Raw genomic sequence first — 20,280 nt, 5'->3', positions numbered from 1 at the left:
CGCAAGCTAAGAACATCGGAAGCTGGGTGCGGTGAAAGCCGCACGCCCAGATTTAACTGAGAGGTGCGGGGAATAATATCCCCCATCGACTCAACTGAAGAAGAGGATTTCTTAGATTTAAATGAAGCTGAAGAAATTTTCAGAAAACTACAGAAAGAAGACCCCGGTGAATTTGAGCGGATTGCTAGTTTACCGCATGGTATTCGTACAGCTAAATTCTCTATCCAGCAGAAGGGGACATACGTTTTTTGTGAAGCTTCAGACCCCAATCGACCTGATATCAAAGGTTATCAGCAGTTGTTTTTATTAGACAATCAGGGAAATATAATTTCTAGGGATATCCCCCGCATTTTGGGTGCAATTAAAGCTGATTCTATTACTCCCACCTTAACAGTTTGCAAAGAACATAACTCTGCTGTGATGCGTGTCAAATGTCAATTTGCAGAAGAAGTGAAGCATCGCCAAGCAGAACGGGAATTTAACCAGCGTTTGACTCAGGGACAACGTTATATTCTCAGTTCACGGAGAATATTTTTTAAATTAATTACAGACGAAGAAGTAAAAGGTCAAATCAATATTCTGGAAAAAGCGTTTCGCAGTTCCATGACTCAAGTAATCAACCGAGAGTTAAATATACTGCGACGTAATGGTTTTATCGGTCAGGAATTGTTTAATCAATTGGTGCAAATTTACCGTCAACATAATATGCGCGAATTGCTAAATAATAATAGTTTACCTACGCTGTCTGTGCCAATTCCAATTATTATTTGTAGTGAAGCTTTGGAATGATTTTATCCTAAAGATTTGGTATCATCTGGCAGACATGATTGAAAAACCTGCCAATCTTTTAAAAAGACTAGCAGGCATGGCTTATCATCAATCGGAGCGGCGGGATTCGAACCCACGACCTCCACTACCCCAAAGTGGCACGCTACCAAGCTGCGCTACGCCCCGGTCAGAATTACTATTATATAGCAAAACTCTCGGATAATCAAGAGGCAAATTTAAAAAACTTTAAGCATCCCAGTAGCTTGTAGTAAATCTGGAACAGCAGAAGCATCCCATTTACCTTCTACACACCGCCCTGTATTCAACATAAAGCGCAGACTATAAGCATGAGGATAACCTTCCACCTCTATCCATAATAAATCGCTTTCAGCTTCACAAGCAATTTTTTCCTCTTCCATCAATTCAGTTGCGAGTTGCTTCATCGTGTCTACTAGCACAGCTAGCAGACGGCAAAAATCATTCAACTCAGCTTCGGTTAACTCAATTGCCCAATCATCTGTACCGACTAGACCTTTAAATTCAGGTGCATCAGGTTTCCAGCCAATACGCCAGCCAGATCCGCTTTTTACAACGCGTTCCATAAAAAGTTAAGAGTTAGGAGTTATTAATTTACAACTCATAACTTTCCCATTACTTCAGTAATTCGGCACCTCCTCGTTGGGGTGGCTGTGGGGTAGTTGATGTACTAGGATTGGCTGTGGTATTCGAGTTAGGCGATCGGGTATTTTGAGAAGTAGGATTAAATATATTGACTAAGACTTGCACTAGAGCATCTCGCTGGCTGCGGGTGAGCCGGGTGATGGCTTTGCGATCGCCTTCTAGAGGATTTTCGCGTAGTGAATCATTTCCTGGATAGCTAGTATCATAGATAATTTCGTTCGCACCCAGGTAATCAGCTAAAGTTAGCTTCCAATCTAAGCGATAAATTGGGGCACGCCCTTTGGTATAAATGTGATATTTAATCAGGCGATTTACTAAGGTGTTGTTTTCGGCAACTTTTCCATTTTCTTTGCTGATATACTTATTTTCCCGTGGTAAATTTGGCAATTGCTGATATACTTTCTGCCAAACATCGCCAGGAGTGATTCTCTGAGCGATCGCAGGTTGGATGCTAAATAAATTTGTATGTATTGATTTGCCCGCCCCTGAACTCAAAACAATTACACCCACTACCATTAAGGCAGTGAGTGTCTGCCAGGGCTTGAGTCGGGGTTGAATGAACGATAAATTTTTGCTCATCCTACCTTCTCTAAAGTCTTTTTTTATATTTCACCAATAATCTCTGGCTGAGTCAATTCATCGGACATTTCGATAATTGCCCTTAGCACTGGTTTCATCATCACATCTTCGTTACTTTCAAAGTCTTCATAACGCCGACGTTTAGCACGATTTGCCACCTGAACCGTAATCCGGTAACGATTTGAGGCTGCACCAATCAGCTCCTCAGCCCGGTGCATAATCTGAGACTGAGTTGTCTCGAACTTAGAACGCTTTAGCATAATTACTGGTTCTTGGGGTCATTCCCCAGTGTAGCAGTCCTGAGAAATCTGCTGCTGTGTATTTAATCGCTAGCAACCTCTCTGTTGATAGAGGTTGAGAATGTTTTAATCACTTTATAAGTTAAGTTACTTATAATATTACCTAACTAAAGTCACACACCCTTATGGCTGACCTTTTAGAAACTGCTGTCAACGCGGGAAACTTCAATACCCTGGTAAAGGCTGCGGAAGCTGCAAATCTCATAGAAATTCTGAAGAGTCCTGGTTCTTTTACACTATTTGCACCAACTGATGAAGCCTTTGCCAATCTGCCAGAGGGAACTTTAGATTCGCTACTACAAGATATCCCCAAGCTCAAGAAAATTGTGGCGTATCATATCGTTAGTGGGGATGTTCGGTCTGATGACTTGGTACAGATTAATGAGGCAGCGACGCTTGAGGGGTCAATTGTAGCCATTGAATCTGCCGACGGCAAATTTAAGGTAAATAACGCCAATGTCCTCAAAACAGATATTTTGACAGACAATGGCGTGATCCATATTATTGATGGGGTGTTGATGCCTGCAATGGTGGCGGGAAGCTAATGTATAAGGCATGAGGCAGGGGAGAAGTTGCAGTAAGTCTTTCCGCTTTCCTATCCCCTGTGCCCCTCTGCTTCTTCTCTACTCCCTACTCCCTACTCCCAGGATGCACCCACTGCGTTCAGGAAGAGTTAATGATAATTGCTGAGTTTCTGCTTCACCATTCCACTCAACCTCAGCAGTGCCATATAACAGCTTGTTGGGTTGAGTACGCAAACTGACGACATCTGCATTCGCTGTTGCCGAACTTGTGCCAGCGTTGATGGCAATTATCAATTCCTCTGTCCCCAAAGTTCGCGCAAAGATGTAAAGTTGTCCTTGAGCATGGAGGACTTGGTAATCACCTGTACGCAACGCTGGGTAAGTGTGACGCAGGGCAATTAATTGACGGTGACTATTGAAAATTTTTTGCTCCCACTTGGCTTCTAAAGGAAAGCTACGACGTGAGTCTGGATCTATGCCACCAGGTAAACCAACTTCATCACCATAGTAGATGCTGGGGGCACCGGGAAAGGTGAGTAGCAGTAAAGTTGACAATTCCACGCTAGCTTTATCGCTGCCTGCAATAGTCATCAATCGGGCTGTATCGTGACTTGCGAGCAAATTGAGTTGAGTTAGCTGAATTTCCCAAGGGTAAAGTTCCAGTAATTCCTGGATTTTAGTGGCATACTCAGCAGCAAATAAGGGTGGGTAGGGTTGATAGTCCTGGCTTTGGACTTGTTCTAAGACTACGCGATCGCCAGCCGCAAAGGCAATTGTTGGCCCGGCAAATAGATAATTCATTACCCCGTCAAATTGCGTTCCATCCAACCACTCCCGAGAATCTCCCCAGACTTCGCCCACAATGTAAGCTTCGGGATTGACTGCCTTAACACGATCGCGGAATTCCTGCCAAAAGCCAGGAGTTTTTATTTCAAATGGTACATCTAACCGCCAACCGTCGATGCCGAATTTAATCCAATATTCGGCAATTTCCATAATGTATTCCCGTACTTCTGGATTGTCGTGGTTAAATTCTGGCAAGGCGCGATTTCTCCCCCAACCTACGTAGTTTGCGGGAAATTCACCAGTGTAGGGTGCAAGAGGCCAGGCTTCAATTTTGAACCAATTTACCCAAGGCGAATGGGGGCCATTCTCTAAAACGTCGTGGAAAAAGAAAAAGCCACGGCTGGAATGGTTAAACACCCCATCCAGAACGACTTTGATATTCCGTTGATGGGCTGCGTCGAGCAATTCCTTAAAAGCCTCGTTACCCCCCAGCATCGGGTCAACTTGGTAATAATCGTGGGTATGATAGCGGTGATTGCTAGCGGATTGAAAAATGGGTGTAAAGTAAATCGCGTTAATTCCCAGATCCTGGATGTAGTCTAAACCCTCCATGATGCCCCATAAGTCGCCGCCTTTATAACCTTGGAGTGTTGGCATAGCGTCCCAATCTTCCCAACGGGCTTCACGCAGCAGCCGTTTGCGCGGCTGTTTGCTTCTGGCAAAGCGATCTGGAAATATTTGGTAGAAAACAGCGTGTTTTACCCAGTCTGGTGTTTGAATTTGCATGAATAACTTTTTGTACCTTCAGAAGCGATCGTTGCAAATATTAGCTTCTTTATGGCTCTTACTTATGATAGAAAATCTGTGATTTCTCAGTAGTCATTAACGATTTATACCAATTCTTTTTGAAACAAGGGGCAAAATCCCCTTATTCTGGATCAACCTCGTAGATAATCGCTATTAACTATTCTGACTACAATTTGTTAATGTTTAATGTTTATTAAATTTATCTTTTTGATTTATTACTTAATTATTCTTAATTTTATTTCATTTACTTTGTCCGTAATCATTTAGGCAGACACTGGATTAGTTTAATAGCTTCAGAAAAATTCCCACTGACCCCAGTCTTGGGTAATTCTTAGATGCGGCTGCTCAAAGATGTCTCACGAGCCAGAGAAAATCACTATGAGGGAGACATAATTTATGAATATGAGTTATGAATTAGCAATTGTTTTAGGAATAACTTCCCGCCTCCTAAGCCAGGGTAAGCGCATCTCAAACCCTATTGATCCGGTAGTTTTGGGGTTCACCCAAAACACAAATAAGTTCAAAATTACTACACTGAGTCAAGGGGTGGGATTGACATTTCCATCTTTATGTGATTAAAAAACCTAAAAAGCTATTTCACTCATGTTTTTTCAATCATTTACGACAATTCGTTCTATTTTGAATGAAAAATCGATATTTAGACAAAGTTTTAAGCTTTTTGTCTGTATCAATAACTACAAAATTAGATGCGCTTACCCTGCCTCCTAAGCTTATTTGATGTTATCTAGGAAAAAAATAGATAACTATAGTCGCATCAAATAATCAAGGCAAAAAACTACATAGTCTGCATTAATCCTAGAGCGACTTATCAGGGTAAACTACTTTACTTTCAGCTAATAAATTAAATTTGAGGTAAAAATGAGACACGAAAAACTTTCTCCCGGACTACTTTTGGCATTTCAAGACTATCAAAATGAAGGAGGACAAGCTTTAATTCAACACAAAAAATCGCTTGGGATAACTGCCCACAAAAGCCCGGTAAAGCCAACTAAGAGCGTCGTTTTTATTTACTGCGACCATGATGCAGACTTGAGTTATCTATCACAATATAATATTGAAGTAAATCAGAATTCTGGAAGTGTGCGGACAGCTTTCTTACCAATAGAGAGTTTAGATGTCTTATCTGAAGAAGATGTTATCCAGCGGATTAAGCCATCACGCAAACTTCATTTGAGGATGGACACTGCACTGGTAAAAATCAAACTACCGGAGTTTAAGAACCAAACCGGACTGACTGGTAAAGGAGTAATCATCGGCATTATAGACAGTGGCATTGATCCGAAACACCCCGCCTTTGCTGGACGAATTTTACAAATTTGGGATCAAACACTACCAGGCCCAGGAGTCACAGAGGGCGGCTATGGAGGTGAATTTACGGCAGCGCAACTGACAATTTCTCAGGATACTGGTGGTCATGGGACTCATGTTGCTGGAATTGCCGCCGGTGCCGATACTACCTATGGTGGTGTAGCACCAGAGGCGGAATTAGTTGTCGTTAGATCAGATTTACAGGATGCCCACATTGCTGATGGCGTCCGTTACATTTTCCGAGTTGCTAGAGAGTTGGGACGTCCAGCAGTGGTGAATCTCAGCTTGGGTGGACACGCTGACCCCCATGATGGTAGCGACTCCTTATCCAAAGTCATTGACGCCGAAACTGGCCCTGGAAGAATTGTTTGCTGTGCTGCGGGTAACGAAGGGAACGCCAATATTCATGGACAAGCGACGATACCCAGTGGCCGGACTCGTGGTATGCGCTTTAATGTTCCTTTGAATCAAGTAGGCATAGTTTGGTTAAACGCTTGGTATTCCAAAGATAGCGAATTGGAAGTGTCTGTGCGGAGTCCTAACGGTTTTGTCACCCCCTTCCAAAAAATAATTATTGACGGTAATCCTGCACAAGATTACCAATTACCAGATGCACGGGTGCAATTAGCGACACCAGGGCCAGATCAAGCCAACGGCGACCATAATTTCTTTGTGCAAATACGTGGTAATGGCCCCTCCCCAGTAATGGGAGGTGTATGGCAGCTGCGAGTCCGCAACACTTCTTCAACTGACACACGTTTAAATGTGTGGACATTAGATGACACTTCGTCAGTGTTTTTCACAGGTAAAAGTGTGAAAGATGCGATAAAAATTGGTTCGCCAGGAGCCGCCAGCAGTGCAGTTACAGTTGCCGCCTATACTACTAAAGCCACGTACACAGATATTGATCACCAAGTGCGAGAAATGGGGTTAGAATTGGATACTATTTCGGAATTCAGTAGTGAAGGGCCTCTACGGAATGATGGACACAAGCCCGATGTAGCAGCACCAGGAGCGATGATTGTTTCCACACTTTCCGCCGATGCCAGTTTTGACCGCTCATCGATGATTAATTCCAAGTTTGTGGTTCAGGCTGGTACGAGTATGGCGACACCGTTGGTTAGTGGATTAGTGGCACTGCTGTTGCAGCGAGATCCTAAACTTGATCCGGCTGCTGTGAAAGACTTGCTACGCAAAAATAGTGCCATTCCCGGAAAACCCGCAGGTACATTTGATCACAAATGGGGTTATGGAGTGATTAATGCTTTAAATCTGTAATTAGACTGAAAAAGGTGGATATTATTTCTGTACAAGGGTAGGCGATAAAAACCTATAAATTTGATAAGTTAGGGTAGGGAATTATTGCCTACCCTTTTTATCAAGGAATTGCTGATGAATTATCAGAAACTAGATGCCGCTCTTGCTACAGGGCTGAATGATGTTCAAGACCCAGAAGAAACTAGTTTGGAGGTTTTCATCCATACTGAACCAATTTTAGACTCTGCTGCAACTGCTGTTTTAGAAAGTTTAGGCGTCAGTGGTGTTACCACTGGCAAAGATATTTTTACGGCTACACTGTCACAAAATGCCATTTCCCAATTGTCAGAGCAACCTTGGGTGAAGTATTTGAAGCGATCGCAGCAATTACATTTGGTTAATAAGAGAATCAATATAGGGAAGTTGGGTGTTTAATGGGCATTGCCTAACCCTACACTGCGCGGATAATTTTTTGCAGTTACTGTAAATCAGGTTTTTGTTTTTCTGGAAACTTACACTTCACCTCAATTTGCAGATTACTTTCAGCTGAACCTTCAGTAATGTAAGGAATGCCGGCTTTGCCACCCAACTTAATGCCAAATGTAAGTTTTACCTCCTCAATCTCAGCAGTATTGAAGTCTTTAAAAGCACTAAGAGCATAGATAGTATAAGAGCGAATCATTTGGCGAGCTTGTTGCATCCGAGCGATCGCATCTGTTCGCACATCCTTGTATTCTATGCCATCGTCATCCTGCTGAATTTCCTGAGTTATTTCGGTGGCTGTGACGTTAATCTCAATCTGCTCAATCTCCCCGTCTGCTTGGAAAAATAGTTGCTGTACTTCTGACATGGGCTACCTCAATTAAGTTTTGTAACGTATCTGAATAAATTTCAGCTTGCTTGCAGAAAAATAACAGATGGTGTTGTTTCTAGTAACACAGCCATTATTGTGTCTGTCAAGATTATCATCGCATTTACCAACCCAAGGTGTGTTAAATGGCACGATACGCGCTTGTTATTGGCATCGCCGAGTATCTCAGCCCATCATTAGCGCGTTTGTCGAAGACTACAAATGATGCTGAGGCGATCGCGCAACTCTTAGAGCAATATGGTGATTTCCAGTCTGTGCAAAGACTACCGCAGCGCTGGAATAAAGATAAAAACGGCTATGAAATGGCAGCGCAAAAAGTTACTGGCGCTCAACTTGGCCAAGATTTGAGAACGTTTTTACTAGAGCAAGCTGCTAATAATGAAGCGCTGATTTATTTTAGCGGACACGGTTTTACCATTTCCGACAATTTGGGACAACAAAAGGGATATTTGGCAAGTTCCGATTGTCAGATTGAATTTAAAGAAAACGAAAATGTTGAACAAAAATATGGTATTCCACTGGATAGCCTTAACGATTTAATTCGAGATTCGCAATTGAGTAGTTTAGTCATGCTACTCGATTGCTGTCATAGCGGCTATTTCCTGGAAAGACAGTTAATAGAAAGAACTCTTAACGCTTTCAGTTCGCAAAAAGATTATTACTTAATTACAGCGTGTCGGGGCTTTGAACGTGCCGGAGTGATTAAGAGTGAAGAATATAGTATTTTCACAGGTGCAGTTGTTAAGGGATTAACAGCAGAAAATGCAGGTAATAGTAGGCGAATTAGTGGCGATCGCTTGTTTGATTTTGTCAGCAACGAATTGAAAGGTTCCGTACAGGAGCCGATTCGCATGGGTTGGGGACGTTCGATTACTTTGGTAACTTATCCCCAATTAGATATTCCTACAGTAGTCAAAATTGCTTTCAATCAGGAAAATCCCTATCGGGGACTTTATGCATTTGAATCAGAACAAGCGCAATATTTTTGTGGACGAGATGAAGCAGTTCGCACACTAATTTCACGTTTAGCAGAGAGTCGATTTCTGGCTGTAATTGGCTATTCAGGTAGTGGTAAATCTTCTTTAGTGAAAGCCGGTTTGTTACCGCAACTGAAAGGCGATCGCCTCCCTGGAAGCAGTGAATGGGAAATCGCATCTTTTACACCAGGAGAGCATCCTTTAGGTAAGCTTGTTGATATTTTGACTCGACAACAGCAGCAAAATCGGCCACATCTATTGTTTATCGATCAATTTGAAGAAATATTTACTCTTTGTCAAGACGATGAGGAACGCAAAGCTTTTATCCGCTTAGTAGCACAGGAAGTAAAAAAGGGTGAGGGAGAAACGCGGATAATTTTGACAATTCGCGGTGATTTCTTAAATCGTTGTGCTGACTATCGAGAAATTATAACTCTTATTAATAATATTCCTCCCACATCATTCATCGTCACACCGATGTCTTTTGCTGAGTTAGAAGAAGCAATAGAAAAACCAGCAAAATTGCATGGTGTGAATTTTGAGCGTGGTTTAGTTTCGCAAATTTCCGCCGATGTCGTCAACCGTCCGGGTGCATTACCCATACTGCAATATGCGCTTAAGGAATTGTGGCGAGTTTGCATTGAAGAACCGGAATCGCCAGAACCGCTTTTAACTCATAAAGGTTATGAGGAAATTGGCGGAGTTAAAGGAGCTTTAGACAAACGAGCGACAATTTTGTATGAAAGTTTAACAACTGTAGATCAAGCCTTTGCGCGTTGCTTGTTTATGGAATTAGTACAGTTGGGTGAAGCTGGAGAAGTGACGCGGCGGCGTGCTAGCTGGGAGAGATTAGAAGTAGTTGCAGATTCTCCCCAACAATTGCAAAGGGTTATAGGATTACTGGCAGGTTCTCAACAACGTTTAATTATCACCGATAAAAATACTGTAGAAGTTGCTCATGAAGCACTTTTATCTGAGTGGAAATTATTAAATACTTGGATTACTGAAAATCTGGAGAATATTCGTCTGAGTCGTTCTTTAGAGGAAGATTGCCAGGAATGGGTACAAAGATTTAATAAATCGGATGATGCACTGTTGGCGGGTGCAAACTTGGCTGTAATTTCTGAGTGGGTGAATAAGACTCAGCCCAGACTTACGCCACAAGAAATAGAGTTTTTGCACAAAAGCTTGGAGAAGCGAGACAGACAAATTCAAGCTCAATTAGAGCAGGAACGTCAACTTAGAGAATTAGCAGAGTCTCGACAAAAAGAAGCAGAAGCTAGAGCCATAGCCGAAATTGAAAAAGCTATGGCATCAGAAGATAAAGCTAAAGCGGAAGCTGCAAGAGCAAAAGAGGCAGAGGCAAGTGCTAAATATCAAAAACAACGAACTAGGCTGGCGATCGCAGTAGGAGTCCTTGCTATTTTTAGTTTGATATTAGCGCAACGATGGCAACTAGAAGTTAAACAACAGGAAGTAAATACTGCTTTAGGAGTAATAAGAACGTCAAAAGATCTAATCGATGGTAATAAGCAGCTAGAGGTTTTAATAGAGAGCCTAAAAGCTTTAGAGCAAATTACAAATCCAAAATATTTGAATGAGATACAGCAAATAATTCTTCAGATAAGAGAGCGAAACAGACTGGAAGGGCATGGAGACTTAGTTACTAGTGTTAACTCTAGTCCTGATGGGAGGAAACTTACTTCTGCTAGTTATGATGGTATCGTAAAACTTTGGGATATCAATGGAGGACTAATCACAAATATGGCTATGCATACGAATAGGGTTTATAGTGTTAAATTTAGCCCTGATAATCAACTTATAGCCTCAGCTAGTGCTGATCATACAATCATTATTTGGACTAAAGATGGTAAATATGTAAGAACTCTAAATCGTCATAAAGATGCTGTGTATGACATAGCATTTAGCCCAGATAGTCAATATCTTGTTTCTGCCAGTAGGGACAAATCTATAATTCTTTGGAATGTAAAAAATGGTAATTTTCTTAAATCTTATGTAAATGAAAGTTTAATTAGACGTATAGATTTTGCGCCTGATGGAAAGAATATTGCCTTTACAAGTGATAATAATATCAAGATTTGGAACAGAGAAACCGAAAAGAGTATAATTTTTGGAAAACATAACCCGCCAGGGCTACTTAGTTCCGTAAAATTTTCCCCTAAAGCTAATATTCTTGTATCAAGTGATTATAGTGGTGAAATATATATTTGGAGTATAAAAAATCTAGAGAATTCAGACAAACGACAACCTATAAAAACATTCAAAACTAGGCATATAGGTTATTTAAATAATATAAATTTGAGTAACGATGGTAAAATAATTGCTTCTGCTGGAGAAGATGGTATTATTAAATTATGGGATAAAGATGGGAATTTGTTAAAATTTATTAAAGCCCACAGAAGTGGTGTACAAGAAGTTAGTTTTATCCCAGATAATAACAACTTCATTGCTTCTTCTAGTGCAGATACGACTGTTAGATTGTGGTTTATTGGTGAATATTACATACCCCAAAAATTTGATGAGCAAAAGAAAAATCTAGTTTTGTCTATTTGTAATAGTTTATATATGTATATAAATAATAAATTAATCTTAAAACAAGATACACAAAATTTTTTAAATATACAAAAAACTTGTAAAGCTTATATGTAAGTATGATAAAATTTGACTTATTCCATTCTTTTTAGTAAAGAGAAAAAACCGATGAATATTGAGACAATAGCTACAATTATTTTGGAAATGACAATATCTGTTGAAAATCTAGATGACAACAAGAATCAAGATATAGCTAGGGAAAAAATCAAAGAAAGAGTGGAAATGATATTAGACCAAGATTGTATAGGATGCGATCCAAATGATTCAGAGTGCTGTCAACATAGACTTATAAAAATAATTAGAATATTAAAAATAGTAAATGATTTTGTTTCCAAATCTTCTAATACTACTAACTATTTAAAAAAAATTGACAAAATAATGGAATTGATAGATAAAATATATAAAGATGAGGAAATTTAGTAGATTAAACATACATACTTTTCCAAATGGCAGACTAATCTCATCTATTGAAACAATAGACTGCCAATTTTTTGAATTAGAATTTATCACCTATTATTCTCAAAAATAAGCTTCCATATACAACATCAGAATTGTCTTATGACTTACGCAAAATTATGAAAAAACGAACCGTAAAGGAGACAAAATAAAGAGGGTTTTAGAGAGTTATTGCGTAAGTCCTATGTCTGTAAAAATTGAAAGTTACTAAAGTGTTTGTTTACAACTCCTACGTAGGGACTGGAGTTTAGACTAGTTCCCGGTGCGAAACTAAATTTCCAAAAAATAAGGATACGGATTTAAGATGTTTCAAGGAACTAAAACCTTGGTTTTTAGGCTTCATAGAGTGAGCGTTCTGAGTTTCGCACCGCGAACTAGTTTAAACTTCAATAGCGATCGCACCCCATTCCTCAGACAAATTAATACAAATGCTCTATTTATCTCCTTATCAGCCGCACTATCCATCACCAACAGCATTCTGTAAAATTCATCCCTGAGAATCTACGATTCCCCCTTACCAGCTGCCACATACAGTCCTAAACTGAATATGAGAGTTGAAAGGCAGTCAGGAGAAATTTTGTGAAAAAAGTATTATCAATGATTCTTGGTGGTGGCGCGGGTACTCGGCTTTATCCCCTAACGAAACTACGCGCTAAACCAGCAGTACCAGTAGCGGGGAAGTATCGCCTAATCGATATCCCAGTCAGTAACTGCATAAATTCCGAAATATTCAAAATTTATGTCCTGACACAATTCAACTCAGCTTCCTTGAATCGCCATATCGCCCGTACCTACAACTTTACTGGCTTTACCGAAGGCTTTGTGGAAGTGCTAGCTGCACAGCAAACCCTAGAAAACCCTAACTGGTTCCAAGGTACAGCCGATGCTGTGCGTCAGTACCTGTGGCTGTTGGAAGAATGGAATGTAGACGAATATTTGATCCTCTCCGGTGATCACCTCTACCGCATGGATTATCGCCATTTTATCCAGCGCCATAGAGAAACGGGTGCTGATATTACTCTTTCAGTCATCCCCATCGATGAGCGCCGCGCCTCGGATTTTGGCTTGATGAAAATTGACGATTCTGGTAGGGTAATTGATTTTAGCGAAAAACCCAAAGGTGAAGCCTTAACCAAAATGCGCGTTGATACCAGTATCCTGGGATTGACGAAAGAACAGGCCAAATTACAGCCTTACATCGCCTCAATGGGGATTTATGTCTTTAAAAGAGATGTTTTGATCAAGTTGTTGAAAGAATCTTTAGAACGGACGGATTTTGGTAAAGAAATTATTCCTGATGCTTCTAAGGATTACAACGTTCAAGCTTATCTGTTTGATGATTATTGGGAAGATATTGGAACAATTGAAGCATTTTATCACGCAAATTTAGCCCTAACTCAGCAACCCCAGCCACCCTTTAGTTTCTACGATGAAGAAGCGCCAATTTATACCCGCCCTCGTTACTTACCTCCGACTAAACTTTTAGATTGCCACATCACAGAATCAATTATCGGCGAAGGTTGTATTCTGAAGAATTGCCGCATTCAACATTCAGTATTAGGAGTGCGATCGCGGATTGAATCTGGCTGCGTTATTGAAGAGTCCCTACTCATGGGTGCAGATTTTTATCAAGCTTCTGTAGAACGCCAATGTAACGTAGAAAAAGGTGACATTCCCGTAGGTATCGGTACTGACTCACTTATTCGCCGTGCGATCATCGATAAAAACGCCAGTATCGGTCACGATGTCAAAATTATCAATAAAGATAATGTGCAAGAAGCTGACCGCGAAAGTCAAGGTTTCTATATCCGTAGTGGTATCGTCGTGGTGCTGAAAAATGCTGTAATTCCTGATGGAACAATCATTTGATAGTTAGTTAGGAGAAACGCGATTAATCGCGTCTGTACGGAGTTAGGAGTTAATGACTATAAATTCTGATTACTCTTCACTCCTCACTTTTAATTCTTCACTTTTACAGTTATTTTCAGGTAAATAGACCACGCGGTAGGGGCGCAAGGCCTTGCGCCTCTACGACAGATGTGATTCAAATACATGAAAACTGCTGTAACTTCTCACTCCTCACTTCTATTACTGATTGGTCTTCCAGGTAGTGGTAAGTCAACTTTGGCAAAAACATTACTGGCACAATGCCCCCAGATATCGCTGATTTCTACGGATGCCATCCGGGGGCAACTGTTCGGTTCGCAAGCCATTCAGGGATCCTGGCTGCTGATTTGGCAAGAAGTAGAACGCCAATTTCAGCAAGCTATTTCTACAGAAAATACAGCAATTTTCGACGCTACCAACGCCCAGCGCCGCCATCGACGTGAAGTCATTGCTTTAGCCCGTGACTTGGGCTTTACCCACATTACGGGAATTTTGGTGGATACGCCAGTTTGGCTGTGTTTGGCACGCAATAAAAGGCGATCGCGCCAGGTTCCGGAAGAAATTATTTTGCGGATGCACCGTCAACTCAGGGATGCTCCCCCAAGCCTGGAAGAAGGGTTAGACAGGCTGATCCGCTGATCAGAAAAATCGGAGTACGGAAATTGCGATCACACGGTGAGCAAGAACCACACTTGATTTTCTATATTGTTTGCTAATTTAAAATTAGATTCTTTATTGCTTGGCACTATACCTAGCAATTAAACATCTGTGATCTTAAAAAAAACATAACAGGAATTTCTATAGGAGACTAGTAGATGGCTGCAACCGACTTCAAAGACTATTACGCAATTTTAGGAGTTAGTAAGACTGCCAGTCAGGAGGAGATTAAACAAGCCTTTCGTAAACTAGCCCGCAAATATCACCCCGATGTCAACCCAAATAACAAACAGGCAGAAGCACGCTTCAAAGAAGTTAGCGAAGCCTACGAAGTTGTGTCAGATACAGATAAACGCAAAAAATACGACCAATTTGGTCAATATTGGAAACAAGCTGGTGAAGGTTTCCCATCTGGCGGTGTTGGTGCTGATATGGGTGGCTTTGACTTCAGTCAATACGGCAATTTTGATGAGTTCATTAATGAGTTGCTAGGACGCTTTGGCGGTGCTAGCCCTCGTGGTGGACGACAACAAAGTTACTCACAAAATTACTCTTACCGGACTTCCACAGGTTCGTCAACTGGTTTTAGTAGCTTTAACGATTATGGGTTTCAAGATGCAGGTGCGGGTACTTCGCAGGACACAGAAGCTGTAATCAGCCTAACTTTTGCTGAAGCATTTAATGGTGTGCAAAAGCGCTTCAGTTTAGGTAACGAAACAATTGATGTTCGTATCCCATCTGGGGCTAAACCTGGTACTCGCCTGCGCGTGCGGGGTAAAGGTCAAATCAACCCGATGACTCAACAACGCGGGGATTTGTACTTAAAAGTCGAACTTCAGCCGCACTCGTTCTTCCAAATGGAAGGCGATAACTTGGTGTGCGAAGTGGCAATCACACCAGATGAAGCTACTTTAGGAGCGTCTATTGATGTACCCACACCTGATGGTTCAGTTAATGTCAAGCTACCAGCGGGAGTGCGTTCTGGTCAATCGCTGCGTTTACGTGGCAAAGGTTGGCCTCTCGCCAAGAGTGGACGCGGCGATCAGTTGGTGAAGGTGGCGATCGCACCACCAAAAGACCTCAGCCAACAGGAGCGGGAATATTATGAAAAAATCCGGGCTATACGTACTTATAATCCCCGCAGTCATTTGCAGCAAGTCAAGCTGTAAATATTTTGGATTGTAGAGACACGAAAGCATTGCGGCACGAAGTCAGCTTCGCGTCTCTAAATTAGTTAGGTATAGAATTTACTGTGCCATTCTCGCCAGCACGATGGACTTAAACGCTTCCATTGCCTCCGGAGTAGTTTCGGTAGCTTGCCACGTTGTCCGTGCTACTAAGCGATCATGCCAAGCGCTCAGTTTTGGATAGTCACTTAAGGAAATGCCTACACTTGGCAGCACAGTTACTACAGTTCCAGCCACAACTTCGGCAAGAGTGAGGTTTTGACTAGCAAAGTAAGGGCGCTCGTCTAATAAATTTTCAAAAAACTTCAGTACTGTGGCAATTTTTTGCTGTGCCTTCTCGATTTTTTCTGGATCTCCTCCAGGCAAGCCGAGAAACTGAGGTAGAAAGGTGGTGGCTGCTGGCAAAAGCTCATTCACAGTTACCAGTTGTACTGTCCGGGCGATCGCTAAATCCTTGGCATCTTTTGGCAACATCGCAGGTGTAGGATATTTTGCCTCTAAATAGTCCAGAATTGCCAAAGATTCCACTACATTAAAGCCATCATCTACCAAAGCTGGAATATGGTGGAAGGGGCTAATTGCCAAAAACTCTGGTTTAAACTGCTCTCCATCCAGTTTTATCTCTACCAATTCAAATTCAAGTCCTTTTTCCAGGAGAGTAATCCAGACGCGGCGCGAGTTGGGAGAAAAAGGCGTGTGGTAAAGTGTTAGCACAAGAAAACCTCACAGCTTTATAAGTAGGGCGGACATTGCCAATCTTACAGCTTATACTCAATTGAATTGTTCTAACAATGTCTCAACACTGGCGTTGTGATCCAGAAAAGAAAATAAATGCCAGTAACGGAGTTTTCCTTCTTTATCTAATACAAACTGGGCTGGTAAAGGCGCTCCCAGTGCTTGTCCTACTTGATAGGTACGAAATATGCGACAACTTGGATCACTCAGCAACGGCATTTGTAAGCCTAAATCTCTCACAACTATTTGACTCTGCCGTTCATCGGTACTAGTAATCATCAAAACTTCTATACCACGCTTTTTGAATTGCTCGTAATTCTCCTTCAAAGCTTTGATGTGAGGAAAACAAAAAGGACAATATTGCTTTTCGGTAAAGATGCGAGTAAAGGCAACTAATACTGGTTGCTTGCCTTTATAATCAGACAATTTTACTAAAGTCCCGTTGGTAATATCTGGCAGTTGAAAATCTGGCGTTCCCACTCCTAATCTGAGTTGATGTGTTGCTGGAACTGGTAAAAAATTGCGGAAGAAGCGCTCATTTAATAAACCACTAAAATCAGTTGAAGTAAGCATAATTTTAACCGTGATTATTTAAATACTATTAGATGAAAAAACCACAGATAGATATGGAGGTTGACACTGAATAATCGTGTATCTCTATTTATCTGTGGTTTTCATTGATTTTACTCTTAATTCCAACAGGATGGATTAGAGTTTGCTAGCTAGCAAAATTTAGACAGCAGAGAAGTATACTTTAGACTTCACTGGGTCAGGATTCATTGTCTTGTCACCAGGTTGCCAACCAGCTGGGCAAACTTCGTCGGGGTGAGACTGAACATACTGAATTGCTTGCAATGTCCGCAGGGTTTCATCAACGCTGCGACCAAAAGCTAGGTTGTTGATGGTGGCGTGCTGTATGATACCATCTTTATCGATGAGGAACAGACCACGCAAGGCAATGCCTGCTGCTGGGTCAAGCACGTTATAAGCGGCGCTAATCTCTTTCTTAATGTCTGAGACTAGAGGATAATTTAGGTCGCCGACGCCACCAGACTTACGATCAGTTTGAATCCAAGCGAGGTGGGAGAATTCACTGTCAACGGAAGCCCCAAGGACTTCTGTATTAATTTTATTGAATTCTTCGTAGCGATCGCTAAATGCTGTGATCTCAGTGGGACAAACAAAGGTAAAGTCTAGTGGGTAGAAAAACAGGACGACATATTTACCGCGATAATCGGAAAGTTTGATTGTCTTAAATTCCTGATCGACCACAGCCGTTGCTGTGAAATCGGGAGCTTGTTGACCAACGCGGAGGCTTTCTTCGGTTCCGTAAGTGAGGGACATTAACCTAATTCTCCTTTATCCGTTTAGTAGCGTTAGAATTCGGGTCAGCTAAAACTCACCCATCTACGCTGTCACAGTTTAATTACAATCTGTTACGACTATATCATACTCATAACGATTTTGAGTAGCAAATGCCCGATTTAGATACAAGAGAATGGTTGCTTACCAATGGCTTGGGAAGTTTTGCCAGCGGTACGGTTTCTGATGTCCGCACACGCACTTATCACGGTTGGCTGTTTACCGCTACAAACCCGCCTTCTGGGCGGACTCTGCTGTTTTCGCACCTAGAAGCTAGCTTAGAAGTATTTGGGGGCGTTGTGGCACTGGGGACAAATGTTTGGGGTAACAGTCAGATTGAACTGACAGGCTACGAACTGCTACGCTGTTTTGATATTAACCCAGTTCCAAAATGGATTTGGGGTCAAGATAACTGGCAGTTAACTAGACAATTGGTGATGCCCTATGGGTTAGTGGGGACTGGGGACTGGGGACAAAGGGAGATAAGCAATGCCCCTGCCCAATTTGGTCATAGAATTTTGATCCAATATCGCTATGAAGGAAGTGACACAGCGATTTTACGGCTGCGACTGCTGATAGCAGAACGTGATTTTCACCACCAGCAAACTGCTAGTCAAGGATTACAGTTCTCAGAATTGCTTGGGCAACAGCAAGTCTGTCTGCAAGCAAAAAATTATGGGCATTTTGGTATACCTTGGCACTTGCGTTGGACACAAGGAAATTATCAATCAGATGCAGTTTGGTATTGGAATTATGGATTGCCTGAGGAAACAAAACGGGGATTAGGCAACAAGGAAGACCTCTACAGTCCTGGTTACTTGATAGTCACACTGCAACCAGGAGATGCGGTGACTCTAGAAGCACGAGTCGGTTTTCCCGACTCGATGGCAGGTGTTCTCACCTCCGAAACCTTTGCAGAAGCCGTGGAGGCAGAGCAAGAACGGCTCTCCCAGATTTTTGGCTGGAGCGAGGGAGGCAGAGGAGCAGAGGAGCAGAGGAGCAAAGGAGTGATAAAGAATCGAATCTCTCTGCCCCAATCCCCTTTGCCCCCCATCCCTAGACCTCTGCCTCTTATGCCCCATGACGCCAGTCGCCTCAAGTCGGAAAACCCTTTTGGCAGTTCCTCCTGGGGGAAACCCCCAGACGCTCTCTACCAGACGCGCAAGGGACGCGGACTCGTTAACGCTGCGCTATCGCCCTTGGCGTCTCGAAGACCGGACTGCCTCACCACAGCGCTGGCTCCCCAATGCCCATTACCCCTTATCCCCAGAGGGGGCCCCGAGTTCCCCAATCCCCAATCTACAATCTGGCAGCAACTACTCAAAGCAAGCGATCAGTTTATCGTTTATAGAGCCTCAATTGCAGGCCCCACAATCATTGCTGGTTATCACTGGTTTAATGACCGAGGACGCGACATATTAATCGCCTTACCTGGGTTGGCACTAGTTCCACAGCGCTTTGACCTGGCAAAAAGAGTATTGGGGACTTTTGGGCATTACTGTCGCCACGGTTTGATTCCTAATGCATTTCCTGATGCCGATGGCGAACCACTTTATAACAGTATCGATGTGGCACTGTGGTGGATTGAAACTTTAGGACTTTATTTAGAAGCTACCCAAGACTGGGAATTTTTGGCAGAGCAATTCCCCGTAGTCCAACAAATCCACAAAGCCTTTGTTGGTGGTACACGCTACAATATCCAGGTTGATGCTACTGATGGGCTAATTAGTTGGGATGCTCGTGGTGTAGCCCTCACCTGGATGGATGTGGTAATTGGGGCACACCCTCTCACTCCCCGTCATGGTAAGCCAGTGGAAATTAATGCGCTGTGGTATTCAGCTTTATGTTGGCTGAGTCAGTGGGCAGAACGCTTGAGCGAGCTTAAGTTTGGCGATCCAGTGCGTCTCACTAAGCAAGCACAACGTTATACTCAGCAAGCACAACAGGTGAAAACCTCTCTGCAAAAGTTTTGGAATCCTCAGCTAGGTTATTTGTACGACACTATTGAGCCAGACGATCGCCGGAATTTTCAAATTCGTCCTAATGCCGTTTTGGCACTGTCACTGCACCATTGTGGGTTTTTTCCACAGCAAGGGTGTCAAGTATTAGATTTGGCAACTGCCAGCTTGCTTACCCCCTATGGTCTTCGCAGCCTCGATCCGGGAGATCCCGAATACAAAGGGAGATATGAGGGTAACCAAGAGCAACGCGATCGCGCTTATCACCAAGGCACTGTTTGGGCTTGGCTAATTGGCCCATTTATTCGTGCTTGGCAACGTTTTTATCTACAACAATCACTGCCTTTTGATTGGCAACCCTTACTAGATCACTTCTTATCTGGCGCAAGTCTTGGTTCTATTTCTGAGATTTTTGATGGCGATGCACCTCATACACCCAGAGGAGCGATCGCTCAAGCTTGGTCTGTTGCTGAAGTCATCCGCCATATAAAATAGTGCTGAGTCTTGAGTGTTAAAAGTCAAACTTTCCACTCATCGCTCACTACTT

The 20,280-nt window shown here is 42.3% G+C and carries 18 protein-coding genes and 1 tRNA gene; 10 read left to right on the top strand and 9 right to left on the bottom strand.

Translation table 11 applies throughout. The annotated features are described in order from the left end of the window. Positions 1-63: 63 nt before the first annotated feature. The gene (locus V7K49_RS21710) at positions 64-789 is read left to right on the top strand and encodes a hypothetical protein (protein WP_335207397.1); all 726 of its coding nucleotides are present in this window, start codon (positions 64-66) and stop codon (positions 787-789) included. Positions 790-880: 91 nt separating this feature from the next. On the opposite strand, the gene V7K49_RS21705 is transcribed toward V7K49_RS21710, so the two are convergent. The 4 genes from V7K49_RS21705 to V7K49_RS21690 all read right to left on the bottom strand — a co-directional run bounded on the left by V7K49_RS21705 (position 881) and on the right by V7K49_RS21690 (position 2,288). Then, positions 881-954, bottom strand: a tRNA-Pro gene (locus V7K49_RS21705). Between the two features lie 50 nt (positions 955-1,004). Then, positions 1,005-1,370, bottom strand: coding sequence for a DUF1818 family protein (locus V7K49_RS21700; protein ID WP_335207396.1), 366 nt, complete (start codon positions 1,368-1,370; stop codon positions 1,005-1,007). A 49-nt stretch (positions 1,371-1,419) separates the two neighbouring features. Continuing rightward, positions 1,420-2,028 (bottom strand): hypothetical protein, encoded by a 609-nt coding sequence (locus tag V7K49_RS21695; RefSeq protein ID WP_335207394.1) that lies wholly within the window; start codon positions 2,026-2,028, stop codon positions 1,420-1,422. A 23-nt stretch (positions 2,029-2,051) separates the two neighbouring features. Further along, a complete protein-coding gene (locus V7K49_RS21690; RefSeq protein WP_273767371.1) occupies positions 2,052-2,288 on the bottom strand; it encodes a DNA-directed RNA polymerase subunit omega in 237 nt (78 codons plus the stop codon). Positions 2,289-2,452: 164 nt separating this feature from the next. Between V7K49_RS21690 and V7K49_RS21685 the strand changes: the two genes are divergently transcribed. Further along, complete coding sequence (locus V7K49_RS21685) at positions 2,453-2,872, top strand: fasciclin domain-containing protein (RefSeq protein WP_334797858.1); 420 nt, start codon at positions 2,453-2,455, stop codon at positions 2,870-2,872. A gap of 78 nt (positions 2,873-2,950) precedes the next feature. On the opposite strand, the gene V7K49_RS21680 is transcribed toward V7K49_RS21685, so the two are convergent. Next, entirely contained in the window at positions 2,951-4,423 is a 1,473-nt protein-coding gene (locus V7K49_RS21680; RefSeq protein WP_335207392.1) for a glycoside hydrolase family 13 protein, read from the bottom strand. A gap of 900 nt (positions 4,424-5,323) precedes the next feature. Here V7K49_RS21680 and V7K49_RS21675 point away from each other — a divergent pair. Both V7K49_RS21675 and V7K49_RS21670 read left to right on the top strand, forming a co-directional pair. Continuing rightward, on the top strand, positions 5,324-7,051 hold the full coding sequence (locus tag V7K49_RS21675) for a S8 family serine peptidase (RefSeq protein WP_335207390.1): 1,728 nt from the start codon (positions 5,324-5,326) through the stop codon (positions 7,049-7,051). Positions 7,052-7,165: 114 nt separating this feature from the next. Continuing rightward, on the top strand, positions 7,166-7,465 hold the full coding sequence (locus V7K49_RS21670; RefSeq protein ID WP_335207389.1) for a hypothetical protein: 300 nt from the start codon (positions 7,166-7,168) through the stop codon (positions 7,463-7,465). 43 nt (positions 7,466-7,508) lie between these two features. Here the strand turns inward: V7K49_RS21670 and V7K49_RS21665 are convergent, their stop codons facing one another. Next, positions 7,509-7,880, bottom strand: coding sequence for a CU044_2847 family protein (locus V7K49_RS21665; RefSeq protein WP_335067798.1), 372 nt, complete (start codon positions 7,878-7,880; stop codon positions 7,509-7,511). A gap of 146 nt (positions 7,881-8,026) precedes the next feature. Here V7K49_RS21665 and V7K49_RS21660 point away from each other — a divergent pair, with 146 nt between their 5' ends. From V7K49_RS21660 to V7K49_RS21640, 5 genes are all read left to right on the top strand, one after another. After that, a complete protein-coding gene (locus V7K49_RS21660) occupies positions 8,027-11,548 on the top strand; it encodes an nSTAND1 domain-containing NTPase (protein WP_335207387.1) in 3,522 nt (1,173 codons plus the stop codon). 51 nt (positions 11,549-11,599) lie between these two features. Further along, the gene (locus V7K49_RS21655) at positions 11,600-11,911 is read left to right on the top strand and encodes a hypothetical protein (protein ID WP_335207384.1); all 312 of its coding nucleotides are present in this window, start codon (positions 11,600-11,602) and stop codon (positions 11,909-11,911) included. A gap of 615 nt (positions 11,912-12,526) precedes the next feature. Then, positions 12,527-13,816, top strand: a complete 1,290-nt coding sequence (locus V7K49_RS21650; RefSeq protein WP_335067801.1) for a glucose-1-phosphate adenylyltransferase — start codon at positions 12,527-12,529, stop codon at positions 13,814-13,816. Positions 13,817-13,999: 183 nt separating this feature from the next. Then, on the top strand, positions 14,000-14,473 hold the full coding sequence (locus tag V7K49_RS21645) for an AAA family ATPase (RefSeq protein ID WP_335207382.1): 474 nt from the start codon (positions 14,000-14,002) through the stop codon (positions 14,471-14,473). Positions 14,474-14,649: 176 nt separating this feature from the next. Further along, on the top strand, positions 14,650-15,660 hold the full coding sequence (locus tag V7K49_RS21640; protein ID WP_334866794.1) for a DnaJ C-terminal domain-containing protein: 1,011 nt from the start codon (positions 14,650-14,652) through the stop codon (positions 15,658-15,660). Between the two features lie 78 nt (positions 15,661-15,738). Here the strand turns inward: V7K49_RS21640 and V7K49_RS21635 are convergent, their stop codons facing one another. The 3 genes from V7K49_RS21635 to V7K49_RS21625 form a co-directional block, all read right to left on the bottom strand. Continuing rightward, positions 15,739-16,392, bottom strand: a complete 654-nt coding sequence (locus tag V7K49_RS21635) for a glutathione S-transferase family protein (RefSeq protein ID WP_335207381.1) — start codon at positions 16,390-16,392, stop codon at positions 15,739-15,741. Positions 16,393-16,449: 57 nt separating this feature from the next. After that, positions 16,450-16,986, bottom strand: a complete 537-nt coding sequence (locus V7K49_RS21630; protein WP_334866798.1) for a peroxiredoxin family protein — start codon at positions 16,984-16,986, stop codon at positions 16,450-16,452. 159 nt (positions 16,987-17,145) lie between these two features. After that, positions 17,146-17,757 (bottom strand): peroxiredoxin, encoded by a 612-nt coding sequence (locus V7K49_RS21625; protein ID WP_334866800.1) that lies wholly within the window; start codon positions 17,755-17,757, stop codon positions 17,146-17,148. 131 nt (positions 17,758-17,888) lie between these two features. Here V7K49_RS21625 and V7K49_RS21620 point away from each other — a divergent pair, with 131 nt between their 5' ends. Next, a complete protein-coding gene (locus V7K49_RS21620; RefSeq protein WP_335207380.1) occupies positions 17,889-20,228 on the top strand; it encodes an amylo-alpha-1,6-glucosidase in 2,340 nt (779 codons plus the stop codon). Positions 20,229-20,280 lie beyond the last annotated feature (52 nt).

The sequence above is a fragment of the Nostoc sp. genome (assembly GCF_036919675.1).
Classification (GTDB): Bacteria; Cyanobacteriota; Cyanobacteriia; order Cyanobacteriales; family Nostocaceae; genus Nostoc.
This window is presented reverse-complemented; position numbering and strand designations above follow the sequence as displayed.

Coding starts and splice junctions, on each gene's coding strand:
- V7K49_RS21690 (WP_273767371.1), bottom strand. CDS start 2,288: ATGCTAAAGCGTTCTAAGTTCGAGACAACTCAGTCTCAGATTATGCAC.
- V7K49_RS21660 (WP_335207387.1), top strand. CDS start 8,027: ATGGCACGATACGCGCTTGTTATTGGCATCGCCGAGTATCTCAGCCCA.
- V7K49_RS21675 (WP_335207390.1), top strand. CDS start 5,324: ATGAGACACGAAAAACTTTCTCCCGGACTACTTTTGGCATTTCAAGAC.
- V7K49_RS21665 (WP_335067798.1), bottom strand. CDS start 7,880: ATGTCAGAAGTACAGCAACTATTTTTCCAAGCAGACGGGGAGATTGAG.
- V7K49_RS21625 (WP_334866800.1), bottom strand. CDS start 17,757: ATGTCCCTCACTTACGGAACCGAAGAAAGCCTCCGCGTTGGTCAACAA.
- V7K49_RS21640 (WP_334866794.1), top strand. CDS start 14,650: ATGGCTGCAACCGACTTCAAAGACTATTACGCAATTTTAGGAGTTAGT.
- V7K49_RS21670 (WP_335207389.1), top strand. CDS start 7,166: ATGAATTATCAGAAACTAGATGCCGCTCTTGCTACAGGGCTGAATGAT.
- V7K49_RS21620 (WP_335207380.1), top strand. CDS start 17,889: ATGCCCGATTTAGATACAAGAGAATGGTTGCTTACCAATGGCTTGGGA.
- V7K49_RS21630 (WP_334866798.1), bottom strand. CDS start 16,986: ATGCTTACTTCAACTGATTTTAGTGGTTTATTAAATGAGCGCTTCTTC.
- V7K49_RS21685 (WP_334797858.1), top strand. CDS start 2,453: ATGGCTGACCTTTTAGAAACTGCTGTCAACGCGGGAAACTTCAATACC.
- V7K49_RS21645 (WP_335207382.1), top strand. CDS start 14,000: ATGAAAACTGCTGTAACTTCTCACTCCTCACTTCTATTACTGATTGGT.
- V7K49_RS21700 (WP_335207396.1), bottom strand. CDS start 1,370: ATGGAACGCGTTGTAAAAAGCGGATCTGGCTGGCGTATTGGCTGGAAA.
- V7K49_RS21695 (WP_335207394.1), bottom strand. CDS start 2,028: ATGAGCAAAAATTTATCGTTCATTCAACCCCGACTCAAGCCCTGGCAG.
- V7K49_RS21680 (WP_335207392.1), bottom strand. CDS start 4,423: ATGCAAATTCAAACACCAGACTGGGTAAAACACGCTGTTTTCTACCAA.
- V7K49_RS21655 (WP_335207384.1), top strand. CDS start 11,600: ATGAATATTGAGACAATAGCTACAATTATTTTGGAAATGACAATATCT.